Genomic DNA, 16,504 nt, shown 5'->3' with positions numbered 1-16,504 from the left:
AATAAGAGAATTATTTTTCTAATATTACAAAAATATAACATGTCTACAAAAGCGTATGAATTCTGGAAAAAGTGCGTTTGATGATCCGTTAAAAAAAATCATAAAATTCAGAATTTTGAAAAAACAATGACAAAATTTCATAAGATTTTCGCAAAAAAAATAACGTTACCGGGAAGCAACGTTATGAAAATAAGAAGATTATAAAACCTTCTTTATTATCCGATTGGGAAAATCATCCTATTTCTTTACAAAGGTTTTAATGACAAAAACAGGATGATATTCATTTTTAGCCATTTTTACCGGATCAGTAAAATTGCTTTACGATATCGATAATTTCAGTTTCGGGATCCATAAAGAGGTACATACTTCCCTCATCATGGAAAAAATCACCTTTTTTTATTTCAATCTGCCCTAAAAAGAACAGAGGTTGATCGTTTTTAATCGGCCATTCCGGATTCTGTAACCATTTGGGTGGTTTAGTCTGGTATTTAAAAAGTTCCGTGTAGCGCTGTTTTATGTATTGTTTTTGTTCAGATTTTGAAAGTGTTTTGTCTTTTGGCAGAATATGCTGTTCGATAAATCCGGCATCAGCGTCTATATATTTGGGGCTGGTACTTACAATGAATTCATACTCATCAGACTTTTGTGCGCAAGCTGTGATCTCTACTCCAATTTTGCTTAAAAACAGTTGTACCGTTCCTTGAGCATTGAGTCTTCCTTCAGCATTTTTATAATCCTGCTCAATCAGATAAAAGTAAGCAGTGGTGTTTTGTAAATAAGTTCCCCGCCAATCTATTGCCGGATCTGAAAGCCGTTTTTCCAAATCCTGATTGGTGTAAAGCTGCTGTTCAAAGTCTTTATCGGAAAGTTTACCCTCCACGAAATCTTTTAAAATCTGTATTTCATCTGCCATCTGTCAGTATTTTTTTTCCGTCATAGAAGACGAAAGACCAAATTTAAGTCAAAAAAATCACACCAGAATGGTAAAAGAATCTGCCTGATCTGCAAAATTGGCAAGACCTATTTTAAGCTCGCAGATTTCACAGATCAAGCAGATTTTTTAATTAAAATACCTATAAATTAATCCCTGTTCCCGCTTTTGGCTTGTCTTACCGCTTGATTGTCTTTTTGATTAAATCTATAAACCAGCGTTAACCGATACCGCGCGGCATTAGGAATATTGGTCTGGCTAATTTCATAATCTGTTCCTACGGTTCTGCTGTTTGACTTTCGTAATCCAAAGAGGTTACTGACATCGAACATCAGGGTTGCTTTATCTTTTAAAAAAGTCTTGCTGAGTCCAAAATCAATGCTGTGAAGAGCATCTGTACGGGTTTGAGCAGTAGCATTGGCTCCTCTGAAATTATAAAGCATCTGAAAAGCAAGTTTATTCTTCAGCTTCAGCTGAGCACTTACACGGGCAGTTAAGGTATTCCCGGAATAGTCGAAACTCTGATCTTTATAACTTCCCTGTTCGGCATAATGAAACAGATTAAGCTCTGTATTCACCTGCAGCCATTTGACCGGATTATAGAGTACTGACAGTTCAAAACCATAACGGGTTTCTCTATTGATATTAACCGGCATTGTGATAAACAGCCCTTCTGCATTCCGGAACGTATAATCCTCCATCACTCCGGTATTTCGCTGATAATAGAAGGATGGATTCAACGTAAGCGTCTTCCAGTTTTTAAGGAAAGCGATTTCAAAGACATTAGCGTATGAAGGATTAAGATCCGGATTCCCTACATAACGACTTGTAAGATCAGTCAGTTCATTAAAAGGATAAATCATGCCCAGTCTTGGTCTGTTGATCCGCTTGCTGTAACTTCCCTGTAAAGTTGACCGTTCATTGAAACGGTAGCTTATGTTGAATGTCGGAAACAATCGGTTATAATCTTTTTTATTGCTATAGCTTCCCGCGCGGTCTTCGATCCCGATATGGGTGAGTTCGCCACGCAAACCAGCCTGATAACTCAAAGCTCCGGTCTTTCCGGAAAACTGGACGTAAGCGCTTCCAATCAATTCTTTATATAACAAATGATTATCAATCTGTTCAATGATTTCCCAGCCTGCGGAATTCTGCTGTTCTGCGATAAAGTCGCTGTTCACTCTCCTATCCTCTAATTTCAAACCGAATTCAAGAGTAGATGTACTGTCAAGAGGCTGTATCATATCTGTTTTAATCATAAAGTCTTTACTGGCGCCCATTGAACCTGTTCTGATCATCGGTAAGTCAATAGCAGTTGGAAATACTTTGCTGGTTGATAAATTCCAGTCTTTGTCACTGTCCCAGAAATCATACTGCATATCTACTGTCAGTTTCTTACCTGCCTTAGCGAAGTTTTTGGTGTAATTCAATTCGAGCTGATTATAGCTCCGTTTTTCCCATGATTCGCCCTTTCTGGTGAGGCTGCTGTCTAGAGCCCCGTTTTTATTTGAATAGACATAGTTCAGTCGGGTTTTGTCGTGATCATGCGTTGAGTTTCGCATGAAAGCTGCGGTAATGGTATTCTGATCATTGATCTTAAAGTCGGCTCCAAAATAAAGTAATTTAGCATCATCATGTCTGTCCTCATCCTGCCTTCTGTTCAAATCAACCCTCTCTCCTGAAAGTCCGGTGGACTGTTTCATCGTATACAAACCTACATAATCAGATAACCGGATTCCATAAGTCGCAAACAGATTGAGCCTGTCCGATTTATAATTCAGACTAGGACTGATCCGTGTTTCATTGGGAATACCGCCTACCAGACGAAGCTGGCCGCTGAATCCTCCTTTTTTGTTCTTTTTGAGTATAATATTGATAATCCCTGCAGAACCGGCCGCATCAAATCTGGAAGAAGGATTCGTGATCACTTCCACACGCTCTACCTGATCGGCAGGCACCTGTTCCAAAGCATTACCCTGAGTCAGCCCGGTCCGACGACCGTCAATCAATACCAATACATTATTATTTCCCCGCAAACTTATTTCCCCACCGGGGCTTACACTAACCGAGGGAACAACGTTGAGTAGATCCGTTACTGCTCCTGACTGCGAGAGAACATCCTTGCCTACTTCAAAAACTTTTTTGTCCAGTTTTAAACTTATGGATGAACGCTGCCCTGTTATGGAGACTTCCTGCAAAAGTTTTGTATCAGATTCTAAAATAACTGTCCCTACATTGATTACCTCATCAGACTTGACTTCGACAGGTCTGCTGATGGTTTTAAAACCCGCAAGGCTGTAACTGATGGTATACTTTCCGGCCGGAATGCTTTCCAGTCTGAACACGCCTTTACTATCCGAAATACCGGCTGCAATGGCTTTATCCGTACTTTCCTTTAATGTGACCGTTACATAAGATATAGGTACGGCAGATTTTTCCTGAATGATTCCGGTGACCTGAGCTTTCTGTGCTAATGAATACTGAACAGAAAAGAGGGTAAAAATAATGATGACTACTTGTTTCATGATGTAAATTTAAATCGCAGAAACAGCCATTCACAGCAGAAACATCTGAACAACTCTACAGGCTTTCAAACGACATCCGGTTTTTCAAATTAGCTTGTATATTTACATCATGCATACTTTAATGTTTTTATTAACGCTGCTCAGCCTGCTGGCCACGCCTGTTATCCGTAATGAGGACCCGATACCGGTCTATAAAACCGGAGACCATATGATGTGGGCTGATAAAAACTATAACGATAAAGACTGGTCGGAAATAAGAGGCAATACTTCAGACAAGATATTCTGGTCACGTACACAGCTCGACCTGCGTCCGGTGGAGAACGAACTGACACCTCTCGGACTTCAGATCGATTCCTTCGGGGCTTTTGAAGTCTATTGGGATGGTATCCTGATTGGTAAAAACGGACAGCTTCCCAAAAACGGAAATCCTGAAATTCCGGGAACCGAGTGCAGCTATTACAGGATTCCGGATCATCTGATTTCGCCGGGTCTTCATACCATTGCCATGCGCAGTTCTCAGTCACTGCATCCGGATATGCAGCGGAGCATTGGATTTGACATCAATAATTACACAACATTAATCACAAGACCATTGATCACAATGGCTTATATGAACCTGATGGCAGGAGCTTTTCTGATCGCAGCAGTTTATTATCTTTTCCTTTATCTGAACAGCAAACGGAGACAGAAGGACATCCTGATTTTTGCAACCATTTGTCTTCTCTTTTTTACTTTACTGATCATGGAATATCTGAAATTCCATGTGGTGATTCCTTATTCTGAATTTTTCATTCGTCTTGAGATCATCGGATGGCTGACGTTTGCCAATGCATTGCTGGTTCCGTGGTATTTTATGATTCAGTTTAATTTCAGACATGGAAAATGGCTGATGCTCGCATTGCTGTTGACATTGCTGGGACTTTATGGGTTTAATTACGGACACTATGACCTGACTGCCCGACTTTATAGCTTGGCTATGCTGATCGCTGCTTTTATTGTGGTTCTAAATGGCATTATTCAAAAGGAAAAAGGAGGTTTTATAGCTCTGGCGGCTCTTTTGGCGAGCGCATTGGTCAACAGATTGGTGGTTTATGATTTCGGGCTGTTCATCAGTTTTACTATTATTGTACTGTCGATGCTTTACCTTCATTCTATCCGTACCAGTGTTATTGAGGCGGAACACCAGAATGCAGTTTTACTTTCGTCAAGACTACAACTGGAATTGCTTAAAAAGAATATCCAACCTCATTTTTTAAGGAATACCCTGACTTCCATGATGGATTGGGTGGAAGAATCTCCCAAGGATGGCGCCCGTTTTATACAGGCACTGGCCAAAGAATTTGACATTATGAACGAAATCTCTGAACAGACCCTGATCTCTGTCACCAAAGAACTGGAGCTCTGTCGTCAACATATATCGGTGATGGGCTTCCGGAAAGAAATGAATTATATCTGGGAGGAAAAGGGAATCGATGAAACACAGCTGATCCCGCCGGCGGTTATTCATACGTTGCTGGAGAATGGTATTACCCACAGTGAACCTTTGTCTGGAAATACGATTCAATTTATACTCCATTATTCTGAGTCAAAAGAGGCGCATCAGTATATTTTTGAAACTGTAGCGAAGAACAGACAAATCATGACGGACCGCACGGGTGGAAACGGTTTTAAGTATATCAAAGCAAGACTGACTGAAAGTTATGGCTCAAACTGGGCATTCGAATCGGGTGCTACGGAAAACGGCTGGAAGTCTACCATTCAAATTTTAAAATAATGAATATAGTGATTATTGAGGACGAGGCCAGAATAGCCCGCCGTTTGGAGCGTATGACCTCAGAATTTTTTGCGGACAAGCCTAATGAGATCGTTATCTGTGATTCTCTGCAAAAGGGACTTGATCAGGTTTCAGCACAAATTCCTGACCTCCTTCTACTCGATCTTAATCTCAACGGCGACAATGGTTTCGAGTTGTTGGAGCAGATGGTGGCTGCTTCTTTTCATACCATCATTGTTTCTGCCAATATCGATAAAGCTATCACGGCTTTTGCGTATGGCGTTCTGGATTTTGTTCCCAAACCTTTTGATCAGGAAAGGCTCTTTAAGGCTTTGACCAGGTTTGTCAGCCCAGCCTTAAAACCGGATGAAGGCATTAAATACCTCGCTGTAAAAAGAGCAGGACAGGTTCGTCTGATCCATATTTCTGAGGTGATCTACATCAAAGGGGCCGGAATTTACACTGAACTGCATCTCAGCAATGGACAGAATGAGCTCCACGATAAGTCACTTGAGCATTTGCAGCAGCTTCTTCCCGACAGATTTGAACGTATTCACAAATCTTACCTTGTTAATTTTCAACAAATTGAAAAGATCATTATCAATCCCGGGACACGCTATGGAGCCTTGCTTAAAACAGGTGAAGTGCTTCCGGTAGGACGTTCCAAGTATAAAGATTTAAAAAATAAAATGGTTTAATGCCTGAATTTAACGACGAAGATGCAGTTCTTTAAAATAAACTCAGGTCGTACTGCTTCACCAGGTCTAAAATCATATGATAGCCCGCTGCAGAATTTCCATGCTGATCCAATGCCGGGCTGAAAACACCAATTCCCATTTTTCCGGGAACACTTACGGTAATTCCGCCTCCAACACCGGATTTGCTCGGAAGACCTACGGTTCTGGCATATTCTCCGCTGAATTCGTACATGCCGGCAATAAGCATTTGGGATTGAATCAGTCTTGACATTTCTGCATTTTTATACTTGCTGTCTCCGTCAAACCGAACACATTCATTCGCAAAGAAATAGCCTATTTTAGCCAAATCTTCGGCAGTAAGCTCTATAGAACACTGTTTGAAATAATTATCCAGCTGATCTTCATTTCCTGAAATGAGTCCGTTATTTTTCATCAGGTAAAACATCCCGCGGTTACGATCTCCCGTAGACTTTTCGGATTCGTAAACGGATGTATTATAATCAAGAGTCTGGTTTTTAGTGATGTATCGCACCATATCCAAAATTTTCAGAAATGGTTTTTCGCCATCGCCGGAAATTAATGAAGTGGTGAGAATGGCACCAGCATTCATCATTGGATTTAATGGCTTGCCCGTAGTTTCAAGGTTGGAAAAATGATTGAAAGGCTGATCGGTTCCGAAATAGCCCATTTTTTCAAAGACATTGGCTTCGCCTTTTTCACTGACAGCAATCATCAGAGCGATAATTTTGGAGATACTCTGCATGGTGAATTTCTTCTGTACATCTCCCACATTGAATACTTTTCCGTTTTTTTCCACCACTGAAAAAGCAATTGCTTTAGCATCCATTTTTCCCAGCTCAGGAATATAATCCGCTACTTTACCCTTTGTATAATAGGTTCTGTTTTTTTCCAGAATAATGCTTAATGTTTTGTCTGAGATGGTTGAAAGATCTGCTGTTTTCTGAGCATACATCACCGTATTGAAGGAAAGAAAAGCTGCAATACAGATTCCTTTTGCAGAAACTAAGAAACTATTGTTGTTCATAAAGGCATTTTCGGCTAACATCTTATCATCAACCCCGAAAAACAAAGATAAAGTATTTCATCCTTCACTAGCAAATGTCCTGAAAATATACAGGGTTTAAACACGATCCAACCTTATTCAGTATTTCTACTCAAAACCGTAATTGGTCATTTCTACTCTAAAAAAAAAGCATCCTTCTTTGTTACTTTGAACTACCAATCAAGCGGCATCAGTAAAGGCTAAATCCTCAACTGAGACGCTGAAAAAAAGCAGAGGTAAAAACTAACCAACCAAAATACAACCAACATGGAAACATCAAACGTAAGCGGAACCGCCAATTCATCCGGTCAGTTTCAATTAGGGAACGGAGCTCAATTCTGGGTTTATTTGTCTCCTCAGAACAATACAGCCAAAATGATTTCAACATGGCGTGTTACATTCTCACAGGGTAACTGGAGTGATTCTATTTCAAGTGAGGCACCCACTAAACAAATTCAGACGCCTAATCTTTCGGGAATTTTTGATATTAAAGTAGAATTACTAAGCGGGTCTACCGGTACATGGCGCCAGATCCCTCCTCAGCAGGGAAGCTATAATGAAATAGGCTGTAATTCCAACTGTGCCTCAATGGTAGGTATCGTTGCTGACAGCACCACTCCTCCTCCAGGTGCAGTAAATGCCCATTTCTGGACTACATGGGATGCGATGTGCAAAGCCCAATAAAAGCATAAAAAAGTCTTAATCATAACCAGTCCATATCCTTCAATTGCCGGCCGTTTTTTTTGCGAGTTATAGTGCATGATGTAAAACTCGTGTGTTTAAACTTTTCGAAAAACACGGCCGGTAATTGTGCATCATGTACAAAACTTAGGGAAACAAAGTTGGAATTAATTTCATTGATCCCGAAAAAGCGAATGAGAACAGATCGCCTATTTTAAAATTTCACGCAGATTAATCAGATGATGCAAATTTTCATGTTCGTGAATCTGCGTTGTCTGCATAATCTGCGAGAATAAAAATAAAAGTGTTTAAAATGCTTGTATGATCATCATTTAATTCGTGATGAATACACGGATTTCACAGATAAAACTAATACCTATGAAAACAGAAAACTACGACGTCATTGTTATTGGTGGCGGAGCCATAGGCCTGGCTACGGCCTACCATCTTGGCCAACGAAAGGCTAAAACCTTAGTACTGGAACAGTTCACTTTTGTGAATCAGCTTGGAAGTTCTGCCGGAGTTTCCCGCCAGTTCCGTATTCCTTATCCGGATGAATATATGGTGAAAATGGCTCTTGAAGCACAACCTTACTGGGACGAGCTGGAAAAACAGACCAATACTTCGCTGCTGGATAAAGTGGGTACGCTTTGGTTTGGAGACCCTGAAGTACATTCCACGGAAGGAAATATTGCCCTGGCTGAGCAGGCCTTGAAAGAACTGGGTGTTCCCTACACTACCCTAACCTCAAAAGAGATCGAAGAAAAGTACCATTTTAAAAACTTACCGGACAATTATACCGGACTGTTTCAGCCGGATGGTGCAAGCATTAATTTTAAATTAACAATTGAAACGCTTTTAGGCCTTTGCAAACAGGAAGAAACCGTTCAGTTAGAAGAAAATTCGCCTGTACTTGACATCAAACAGGTAGGTGATCTCTTTGAACTCACGACTCCTAACGGAATTTATATTGCTAAAAAACTGGCGATTATTCCGGGGCCTTACATTAACAGTGTCATCAATTTACTGGATTTTAAAATAGAGGCGACGTACTGGAATATGTCTTCGGCTTATTTTAGGAAAACGGATCCAAACATACAGTATCCAACCTGGTTTGTATTCCAGAATGCAATTGAGGAAAATGGTAATCAGTTCTATGGTTTTCCTTCTGTAGACTGGGATCATCCGGAATACATCCGTGTCGCGCCGGATTTTGTTATTACACCTTTGGAAGAACCTAATGACCGAACATTAATTCCTAATCCTCAGGAACTGGCCTATACTTCCGACTGGGTTCAGCAGCATATGACAGGATTGGCTGCAGAGCCTGAATACACTTCAACCTGCCTTATCGCTTTAAGCAAAATACCGAATAAGGAACTGCTGATTGATTTCGCACCAAAATATGTCCCGAATTATAAAAACATTGTGGTCTATGCCACCGGATGGGCTGCCAAATTCACTCCATTCCTCGGAAAAATCATGTCTGATCTTGCCCTGGACGGGCATACGGATTTTGATATTTCTCACTTCCAGTTAGGACGCAAATACTTTAAAGCCATTTAAAAACAATAAACCATGAATAAAAATACACCATTAAACACAGGAAAACATCCTGATTTAAAAATAGAAGTAGCCATCATCGGTGCCGGAACCTCCGGTTTGTATACCGCTTACCGTTTAGTCACTGATAAGAAACTCAAAGCCAGTGAGGTACAGATCTTTGACATGAACAATAAACTGGGCGGAAGACTGGAATCTGTCGTGATGCCGGGAATGAATTTCTGGGGAGAACTGGGAGGTATGCGCTACCTGACGTCTCAGCAAATCGTAACGACCTTGATTGAAGGATATCCGCTTACCGAAGAAGATCCTGCAAAACGAATTCCTGTCCTGAAAGATAAAATGACTCCTGTTCCTTTCCCGATGGGTGATCCTACCAAACTATTGATGTATCTGAGAAAAGAAAGTTTCAAACAGGATGCGTGGGATGTGGCTCAGAAAGAAGGTAAGAAACTGGCTACCCGTTATTATCTGAATGATGATGATTATGGTTTCAGCTCGGATCAGTTATTCAATAAGATTATTTACGATGTGTTGATGGCAGATCCATGGGTAGCTGAGAAATACAGTGATAAGATTATCAAAGGAGACAGCATCTACGATTATAGTTTTAAACTGACCAGTGAGGACTGGGATGATATCAAACCTAAGCTGGTTTATAATTTCCCTAATTCTCCTTATGACCGACGTAAGGTAAATGATCTGGGATTCTGGAACCTGATCAAGGATCAGATTTCACAGGAAGGTTATGAGTTTGTGGCAAATGCCGGCGGATACTACTCCAATACGATCAACTGGAATTCTGCCGAAGCTTTTCCTTATATGGTGGGAGATTTCTCTGCCGGAACCATTTATAAAACCATTGAGGAAGGCTATGACAGCATCGCTTATGCCGTAGCCAATTCTTATATGGAACATGACGGTGCGTGCATCTGGTCTGAAAATAAGCTGCTTACTTTCACCAAAGCGCATCCTTTAATCCATACCCATAAATATCAGCTGACTTTTCTGAATCTGAAAACCAATACGACATGGAATGTATATACCAATAAACTGGTTCTTGCTATGCCGAGAAAATCTCTGGAGCTTCTGGATCAGAACAATTTCTTCTTTAACATTAATGAAAATTCAGTCCTTAATACCAATATCCGTTCGGTAATTATGGAGCCTGCTTTTAAAATATTAATGGGCTTTGAATACCCGTGGTGGAAAGAGAAACAACTGGACATTGATTCCGGCCATTCTATTACTGACCTTCCTATGAGACAGTGTTATTATTTCGGGACGGATCCTCAAACCAATAATTCAATGTTATTGGGAAGCTACGGAGATATGGAAACCGAAACCTTCTGGAAAGCACTCTCCGATGACAAATTACTGTTCGAAGTAAGAGCCGCCAAATCTGCATCACTGAAGGAACTGCACGAACTGGATGATGTTCAGGCGACCCAGATGATGGTAGATGAACTGATGAATCAACTTCGGGAACTGCACGGCCCTGATGTAACGATACCGGATCCTTATGTAACCTACTTTAAAGACTGGACCGATGAACCTTTCGGAGCAGGATATCATGCCTGGAAAGCCGGATATTCCGTTGAAAACGTAATGCCATACATGAGAAAACCGGTAGCTGATGAGTCCATTCACATTATCGGGGAAGCTTATTCCGATCAACAGGGATGGGTGGAAGGTGCTTTCTGCGAAGCTGAAAAAATGCTGCAGGAACATTTTGGAATGCATCGCCCAATCTGGCTGAGCCCGACTTATTATTTGGGATGGTAGACTAATGGGCTGGAAGCTGGAAGAGGGAGGCTGGAAGTTAATAGCGGGATTGGGATTTCTTTTTCTGATTTTTAATGACTTTTCTTTTCAGACTTAAATTTTATTAGCCCATTAATACATTTATTATTCTGAATTTAGATACATACAACCGTCTCATTTTTAGGAATGAGGCGGTTTTTCGTTATACTTTTGTTGTAAAAAAACTTGGGGAGCAAATAATTTTTTTAACGCAAAGAAATTGATTATTCTATTTATAAAAGGAAGCAAAGGTGGAATCAATTTCATTGATTCTAATGAAGGCAATGGAACAGATCACATGATTTTAAAATTTCACGCAGATTAATCGGATGATGCAGATTTTTACTTTTGTTCATCTGCTTTATCCGTATCATCTGCGAGAGAAAAACTTCAAACCATTAAGATTCTGTTAAGCTTTTAAGAATATTAAATTTTAGCTTCGCTTTAAGACGCACAACTTAAAAAATCATTTGATTTTTTCTTAACTCACCTTACATCCTTCATTGATCTTAATGTTTTAAATAGCATGAATTAGATCTGTGTTATCAGAGAAATCTGCGAGAGCAAATCTTTATAAACACTCTTTTGTGGTTTAAAAATACTCAAGACTCCTGATAAACAGTCACCGGGCCTACCAATCCCATAGACTGCAGCGGCTGGTCTTTCTTTTTCTGATTGGTCCAATACTGCGCCACCACATTGTCTTTAAGGGTTTTCATATAATTGACCATCACTGTGACTACTTTGATCTCAATTTCATTAACTCCATCTTTCACTAAACCATTCAAAGGGTAAATTCTCCTTCCGAACCACTGTACTCCCGCTTCTTTCCCATTGATGCGTACTTCGCAAATTCCGTATACATTTCCCAGATTGATGTAGCTGTCCACGTTTTTGTCCTTGATCTGAAACGTATTCCGGTAAATGACTGTTCCTGCAAAATGAGTATAGGCCGGTAATTCTTTAAGATCCGTCAGCTTGTTGAATTCTTCTTTTTTGACCGTCCCGTCATAATGTATCAACTCAACTTTCCATTGATCGTTAAGTTCTTTCACTTTATTTCCGGTCAGAGGACTTTCTTTCCAGCTTGTGCCTCTTTTATGGCCATCAAAAACAATCAGCTTTGAATCGGCAGGGCCTAAATCGATATTGAATCGCCCATCCGGAAGATTCAGTTTGAAACGCTTACCTGTTACCGCATCCCACAGCCAGGCCTGCTTGTTTTTGATCACGCTTTTTTCGAAGGTGATATCCAGCGGTGTACTGTTCTTACTGCTGGAATTATTAAACAGGAAAATCTCAGAGTCACGGGTTTGGTAGCGTATCTGTGTGATGAAAGTTTTCGGTGTCTTTATCTTCACATAAGGGGTCATATTATACTTTTCCTGAACGGCTTTATACCAATTGAGAAAATCGGATTTAGGTTTATTCAGGAAAATAAAACGTTCCGGAAAAGCCTGCATTTTGCTGATCCAGTTTTGTACTTCCCGGTCTCTTTTCTCATAATCATTCCAGCCTGTGGAGCGGTCCGGAATAGCTTCAATGCAGAATATTCTTCCCCCGCCACTCACAAATTCGTACAATTTTTCTGCTGTGGCCGTATTCAGACTGTGCACCTCAATCAAAAATAAAGTGTGGTACTTTCTTTTTCCATACGTAAGAAAACCTTTCTTCACCGCTGAATCACTGATCACCTGTTCCGATACATAATCACATGCATTCCCATTCTGATGGACAGATTCCCAGATCAAAGCCTGATAAGCAGGTGATACCACCGTTGGAAAAGGTTCATTCTGTGCTCCAAATTGTGTCCATTGGTCTGCGAAAGGGGCTAAAAGAGCAATATCCGCAAACATCGTGGACTGTTGCAATAACGCGGAAAGTCTTGCCCGATAATCTGTATAATGTTTAAAATAAGGCCAGATCGTGTTTTTCTCATTCAAATATCCGCCATAGGTGATCCAGCCGGGAAAAGCCGCTTCCGGAGGGGAATAGTTAAATCCATGAAAAATAGGATGGGTAACCCCGGATATCGTGCTCTGATCTCCTGCTATTTTCAGAATTTCCAGAGCTTCGTTGAATACCATATCTGTATTGGTCAGTTCCTCGGAGCTGATGAGTTTTTTATCTTTTAAATGAGCGGCTGAAGACACCATTTTATTGATCATGGTATTTCCCCTACCCAAATGCCATGGATACTGTGTGAATTTTTCTTCACTGATATCTTCCCCAATTCCGTATTTCAGCCAGGTTTCACATTCGGGAATATCAATCTCAAAGCTTCCTTCCAGCGGAAAATATCCACGTCCGTAAGCCTGTGCCCTTGATTTTATATTATTGTCTTTACACCATTGCGCGAAGTTATATACAAAACGTTCTCTAAATAGTTCAGCTTTCGTCAGCTCGAAATCATACCGCATCCGGTCTGTCATCTTTTTAAAATCAGTACCCATTTTTACAGGATAAAGGATATTTACCCCTGTCGTATTTCCCATACTTCCGATTTTAAACAGAACAAAAGGCAGATACGGATACAGGTCATATCCTCTCCTCTTTTGGAACTCGCTCATCATATCATGGTTCCAGTTCGTTCCTTCCGTTTCGAGACTGTCGATGAAGAAAGACCGGATGTTGGGAGCCAATGGTCCTATTTTTTGCTGAATGGTATCGCTCATTCTGTTGAGGTATTTTTTTACAGCTGCTGTATCATAATGATTCAGTACGGGTCCCATTCCGCCCGGGGCGCCCTGGATGACGCTCATAAAACGATCTATTTTTACCAATCCGTAAATGGCGTAATCTCCTTTGGGTATGGAAACTTTAATCATTCCGTTTTTAATCTGGTCTGAAAGATTGATCACCTCGTCCAGACAGTTCAGAGGATCAGGAACAAGCTTCACTTCCAGCATTTCCATGGTTCTTCCGCTGTATGGATTGGTAATGGCAGGATCCGCCTCTTTGTAAAGATCAAAAAGAGAAAACTCTGTTTTAAGAGGGCCCTTGAATTTTTTCACCGCCAAAACCACAATCTGGGAACATTCTTCTTTTTCCAGAAAATCTCCACCCATAGGAAATCCGGTCCCGACAAGCAGGTCACAAGTCATTCCTAATGATTTCGCCTCTTCGAGAGTAAACCTCAACAATTCGATCCATTCATCACTTAACCACTCTACACTCGGTTTTCCCGTATCTTCAGTGCGCAGGGGAAAAGATATCGGATTGATTTCCACACCGCCTATTCCGGCAGCTTTTAAAACCCTGAGTTCCCGCGCCAGTTCTGCTTTTTCTATTTTGTTTCCATTCCACCACCAGCGGACAAACGGGCGATACTGATTTTCGGGATCGCTGAAGATTTCAAACAGTGACTTATATTTCGGGAAATGTTCCTCTCCCAGCATGGCATGGGCATATGATGGCAGCACGTTTACCAAAACCAAGCCGGACGCCGCAATGGAACACTGTTTCAAAAAGTCTCTTCTTTTCATGAATGGTCTATCAATTTAAATTACAACGCCTGTAAACCCTGTGGTTATGTTCTGAAATTCCGGGAACAGAATGATCGGGCAGACCAAATTTAATGGATTTGTTGAGAATATGGCAACTCTAATGAAAAAATCACCTGAAAGAGATCAGGTGATTGAATTTTAATCATTTAATTTGAAAGTTTTGAATAGATAAAGACCTATTTAGACTGTGCTTCTATTTTACGGATCATCTCTTTGCCGTTCTTATTTTCGGGATTCAGTTCCACAGATTTTTGATACATCTTAAGGCCCTCTTCTTTTTTACCGGATTGGAGTAATGCTTCACCATAGCTGTCATAAACATTCCAACTTTTTGGAAAAAGTAATGTGGCTGAACTAAATGTCTGCAAAGAATTTTCACTTTTTCCATTCCTAAGAAATTGATAGCCTAATTTGTTAAAATCTCTCTCTGTTGCTTCATAGCCATTTGGATTTTTCAGATACTCTTTAATCAGCAAATTGGCTTTCTCCTTATTTCCGTTTTCCAATAAACTCCCATAAATTCTGGAAAGATTCGGTGCAGGAATTGTATAAGGTCGATGATCAATTAATTGTAAAACAGCATTGAATGTAGAAAAAACAGGACTGTTTCCCATATTGGATAAAAGAATCACTGACTGATTTTTATTGATATTATGCGCCAAAATACTGGTAAGTCCGTGGATAGATCCGTCGTGAAAAACTATTTTTCCTTTACTTTCGTCAGTATACATAAACCAGCCTAAGCCATAGCTCACTTCTTTTCCATCAATGAGGTAAGTCACTTTCTTTCTGTCATTAAGGATCGTAGCGGTTAACGCTTCCTCTAATTCCTTCTTTCCAAGAATCTGATGGCTAAATAACGCCTTCTGATATTTTTCCAGATCTAAAGCCGTACTTACAATGCCTCCATTTCCATAAAAATTACTTTTTGCAGCGATAGGAAAAGGATCTTTTACGGTATTTATATTCACAAGATCTGTCGAATACAAATTAGGATACGTATATAATTCTACCTGGTTTATTTTTTTAATCTTCCGGTCATTCGGAACAAATGAATTTTTCATTTTTGCAGGACTGAAAATATTTTTTTCCAGATACATGGCATAGCTCATTCCTGATACTTTTTCAATGATCAGGGCAGCGATGCAAAAATTGACGTTATTATACTCCCACTTGCTCCCGGGCTCGAAGGTAAGCGGTGTTTTGAATCGGATAAAGGTTGGAATAATATCCTGGTTGGAAATTATTTTTTCCGGCTGTTCCTGGATAATGATGTCAAACAGATTGTAATAGTCTGCCAGTCCCGAAGTATTATTAAGCAGGTTTTTAATGCTGATCGTAGGATAAGGAAAATCCGGAAGATATTTCTGAACGGAATCATCCATTTTAAGTTTTCCTTTTTCTTTAAGCTGGAGTATCGCTGTTGATGTAAATGTTTTGGTGACGGATGCAATCGGAAACTGAGACTGGTCACTGAACTTTTCTTTTTTTTCGATGCTGGAGAATCCATATTGATCAGAGAAAATTGGCTTTCCGGGTTCGGAAACCACTGTACTTCCATTGAACATATTATTTTTAGAAAGTGAGGAAAAGAAAGTATTTAATTGCTGTCCCGGAATACTCATGGTAAGGAAAACAGTCAGTAAGATGGCAAAAGTCTTGGTCATTGTTTTTATTCAGTTTTTACATTAAGGTCATCCGGGAAATCAATAGTTTTTATTGCCCCTCAGCCCTGATTATAAAACAATCCGGAAAAGACTTTCATTACATTACCTGAGTTCGGATTTTGTAGAGTGATGAGTTATGAGCTCCAGGTGAATTTTGGTTGCTAGTTGCTGGTTACTAGTTGCTGGTTGCTGGTTATAGTAATTAAGCTAACGAATTATCGTCTGATGTCTGATATTTTGTATTTAAAATCTTGAATCTTGAATCTAGCATTCACCATCTTAATCGCAATTGA

General features: G+C 40.1%; 10 protein-coding genes. 5 read left to right on the top strand and 5 right to left on the bottom strand.

Annotation, left to right across the window (positions count from 1 at the left end; all coding sequences use genetic code 11):
* Positions 1-304: 304 nt before the first annotated feature.
* Positions 305-913: a hypothetical protein gene (locus BUA72_RS05870; RefSeq protein ID WP_072922146.1), complete on the bottom strand. Its 609-nt coding sequence runs from the start codon at positions 911-913 to the stop codon at positions 305-307.
* 167 nt (positions 914-1,080) lie between these two features.
* Positions 1,081-3,456 carry a TonB-dependent receptor gene (locus BUA72_RS05865; RefSeq protein ID WP_072922145.1) on the bottom strand — a complete coding sequence of 792 codons (2,376 nt, stop codon included), beginning with the start codon at positions 3,454-3,456 and terminating at the stop codon, positions 1,081-1,083.
* Positions 3,457-3,577: 121 nt separating this feature from the next.
* Between BUA72_RS05865 and BUA72_RS05860 the strand changes: the two genes are divergently transcribed.
* Positions 3,578-5,230 carry a histidine kinase gene (locus tag BUA72_RS05860; protein ID WP_228407838.1) on the top strand — a complete coding sequence of 551 codons (1,653 nt, stop codon included), beginning with the start codon at positions 3,578-3,580 and terminating at the stop codon, positions 5,228-5,230.
* Positions 5,230-5,928, top strand: coding sequence for a LytR/AlgR family response regulator transcription factor (locus BUA72_RS05855; protein WP_072922143.1), 699 nt, complete (start codon positions 5,230-5,232; stop codon positions 5,926-5,928). The genes BUA72_RS05860 and BUA72_RS05855 overlap by 1 nt, the downstream gene beginning before the upstream one ends.
* A 31-nt stretch (positions 5,929-5,959) precedes the next feature.
* Here the strand turns inward: BUA72_RS05855 and glsA are convergent, their stop codons facing one another.
* Entirely contained in the window at positions 5,960-6,973 is a 1,014-nt protein-coding gene (gene glsA, locus BUA72_RS05850) for a glutaminase A (RefSeq protein ID WP_072922500.1), read from the bottom strand.
* 285 nt (positions 6,974-7,258) lie between these two features.
* Here glsA and BUA72_RS05845 point away from each other — a divergent pair, with 285 nt between their 5' ends.
* The 3 genes from BUA72_RS05845 to BUA72_RS05835 all read left to right on the top strand — a co-directional run bounded on the left by BUA72_RS05845 (position 7,259) and on the right by BUA72_RS05835 (position 11,020).
* On the top strand, positions 7,259-7,675 hold the full coding sequence (locus BUA72_RS05845; protein ID WP_072922142.1) for a hypothetical protein: 417 nt from the start codon (positions 7,259-7,261) through the stop codon (positions 7,673-7,675).
* A gap of 375 nt (positions 7,676-8,050) precedes the next feature.
* Positions 8,051-9,238: an FAD-dependent oxidoreductase gene (locus tag BUA72_RS05840; RefSeq protein ID WP_047453847.1), complete on the top strand. Its 1,188-nt coding sequence runs from the start codon at positions 8,051-8,053 to the stop codon at positions 9,236-9,238.
* A gap of 12 nt (positions 9,239-9,250) precedes the next feature.
* Positions 9,251-11,020 (top strand): flavin monoamine oxidase family protein, encoded by a 1,770-nt coding sequence (locus BUA72_RS05835; RefSeq protein ID WP_072922141.1) that lies wholly within the window; start codon positions 9,251-9,253, stop codon positions 11,018-11,020.
* A 620-nt stretch (positions 11,021-11,640) separates the two neighbouring features.
* On the opposite strand, the gene BUA72_RS05830 is transcribed toward BUA72_RS05835, so the two are convergent.
* Both BUA72_RS05830 and BUA72_RS05825 read right to left on the bottom strand, forming a co-directional pair.
* Entirely contained in the window at positions 11,641-14,523 is a 2,883-nt protein-coding gene (locus BUA72_RS05830) for a glycosyl hydrolase (protein ID WP_072922140.1), read from the bottom strand.
* 197 nt (positions 14,524-14,720) lie between these two features.
* Positions 14,721-16,211, bottom strand: coding sequence for a serine hydrolase domain-containing protein (locus BUA72_RS05825; protein WP_072922139.1), 1,491 nt, complete (start codon positions 16,209-16,211; stop codon positions 14,721-14,723).
* Between the last annotated feature and the right edge of the window lie 293 nt (positions 16,212-16,504).

The organism is Chryseobacterium sp. OV279 (assembly GCF_900128945.1).
Lineage (GTDB): Bacteria > Bacteroidota > Bacteroidia > Flavobacteriales > Weeksellaceae > Chryseobacterium.
The sequence above is the reverse complement of the archived record's forward strand: the minus strand, read 5'-3'. Positions and strand labels throughout refer to the sequence as shown.

Excerpts from the sequence above, each read along its gene's own strand:
- BUA72_RS05835 (WP_072922141.1), top strand. The coding sequence starts at position 9,251 with ATGAATAAAAATACACCATTAAACACAGGAAAACATCCTGATTTAAAA.
- glsA (WP_072922500.1), bottom strand. The coding sequence starts at position 6,973 with ATGAACAACAATAGTTTCTTAGTTTCTGCAAAAGGAATCTGTATTGCA.
- BUA72_RS05825 (WP_072922139.1), bottom strand. The coding sequence starts at position 16,211 with ATGACCAAGACTTTTGCCATCTTACTGACTGTTTTCCTTACCATGAGT.
- BUA72_RS05830 (WP_072922140.1), bottom strand. The coding sequence starts at position 14,523 with ATGAAAAGAAGAGACTTTTTGAAACAGTGTTCCATTGCGGCGTCCGGC.
- BUA72_RS05840 (WP_047453847.1), top strand. The coding sequence starts at position 8,051 with ATGAAAACAGAAAACTACGACGTCATTGTTATTGGTGGCGGAGCCATA.
- BUA72_RS05860 (WP_228407838.1), top strand. The coding sequence starts at position 3,578 with ATGTTTTTATTAACGCTGCTCAGCCTGCTGGCCACGCCTGTTATCCGT.
- BUA72_RS05870 (WP_072922146.1), bottom strand. The coding sequence starts at position 913 with ATGGCAGATGAAATACAGATTTTAAAAGATTTCGTGGAGGGTAAACTT.
- BUA72_RS05845 (WP_072922142.1), top strand. The coding sequence starts at position 7,259 with ATGGAAACATCAAACGTAAGCGGAACCGCCAATTCATCCGGTCAGTTT.
- BUA72_RS05865 (WP_072922145.1), bottom strand. The coding sequence starts at position 3,456 with ATGAAACAAGTAGTCATCATTATTTTTACCCTCTTTTCTGTTCAGTAT.
- BUA72_RS05855 (WP_072922143.1), top strand. The coding sequence starts at position 5,230 with ATGAATATAGTGATTATTGAGGACGAGGCCAGAATAGCCCGCCGTTTG.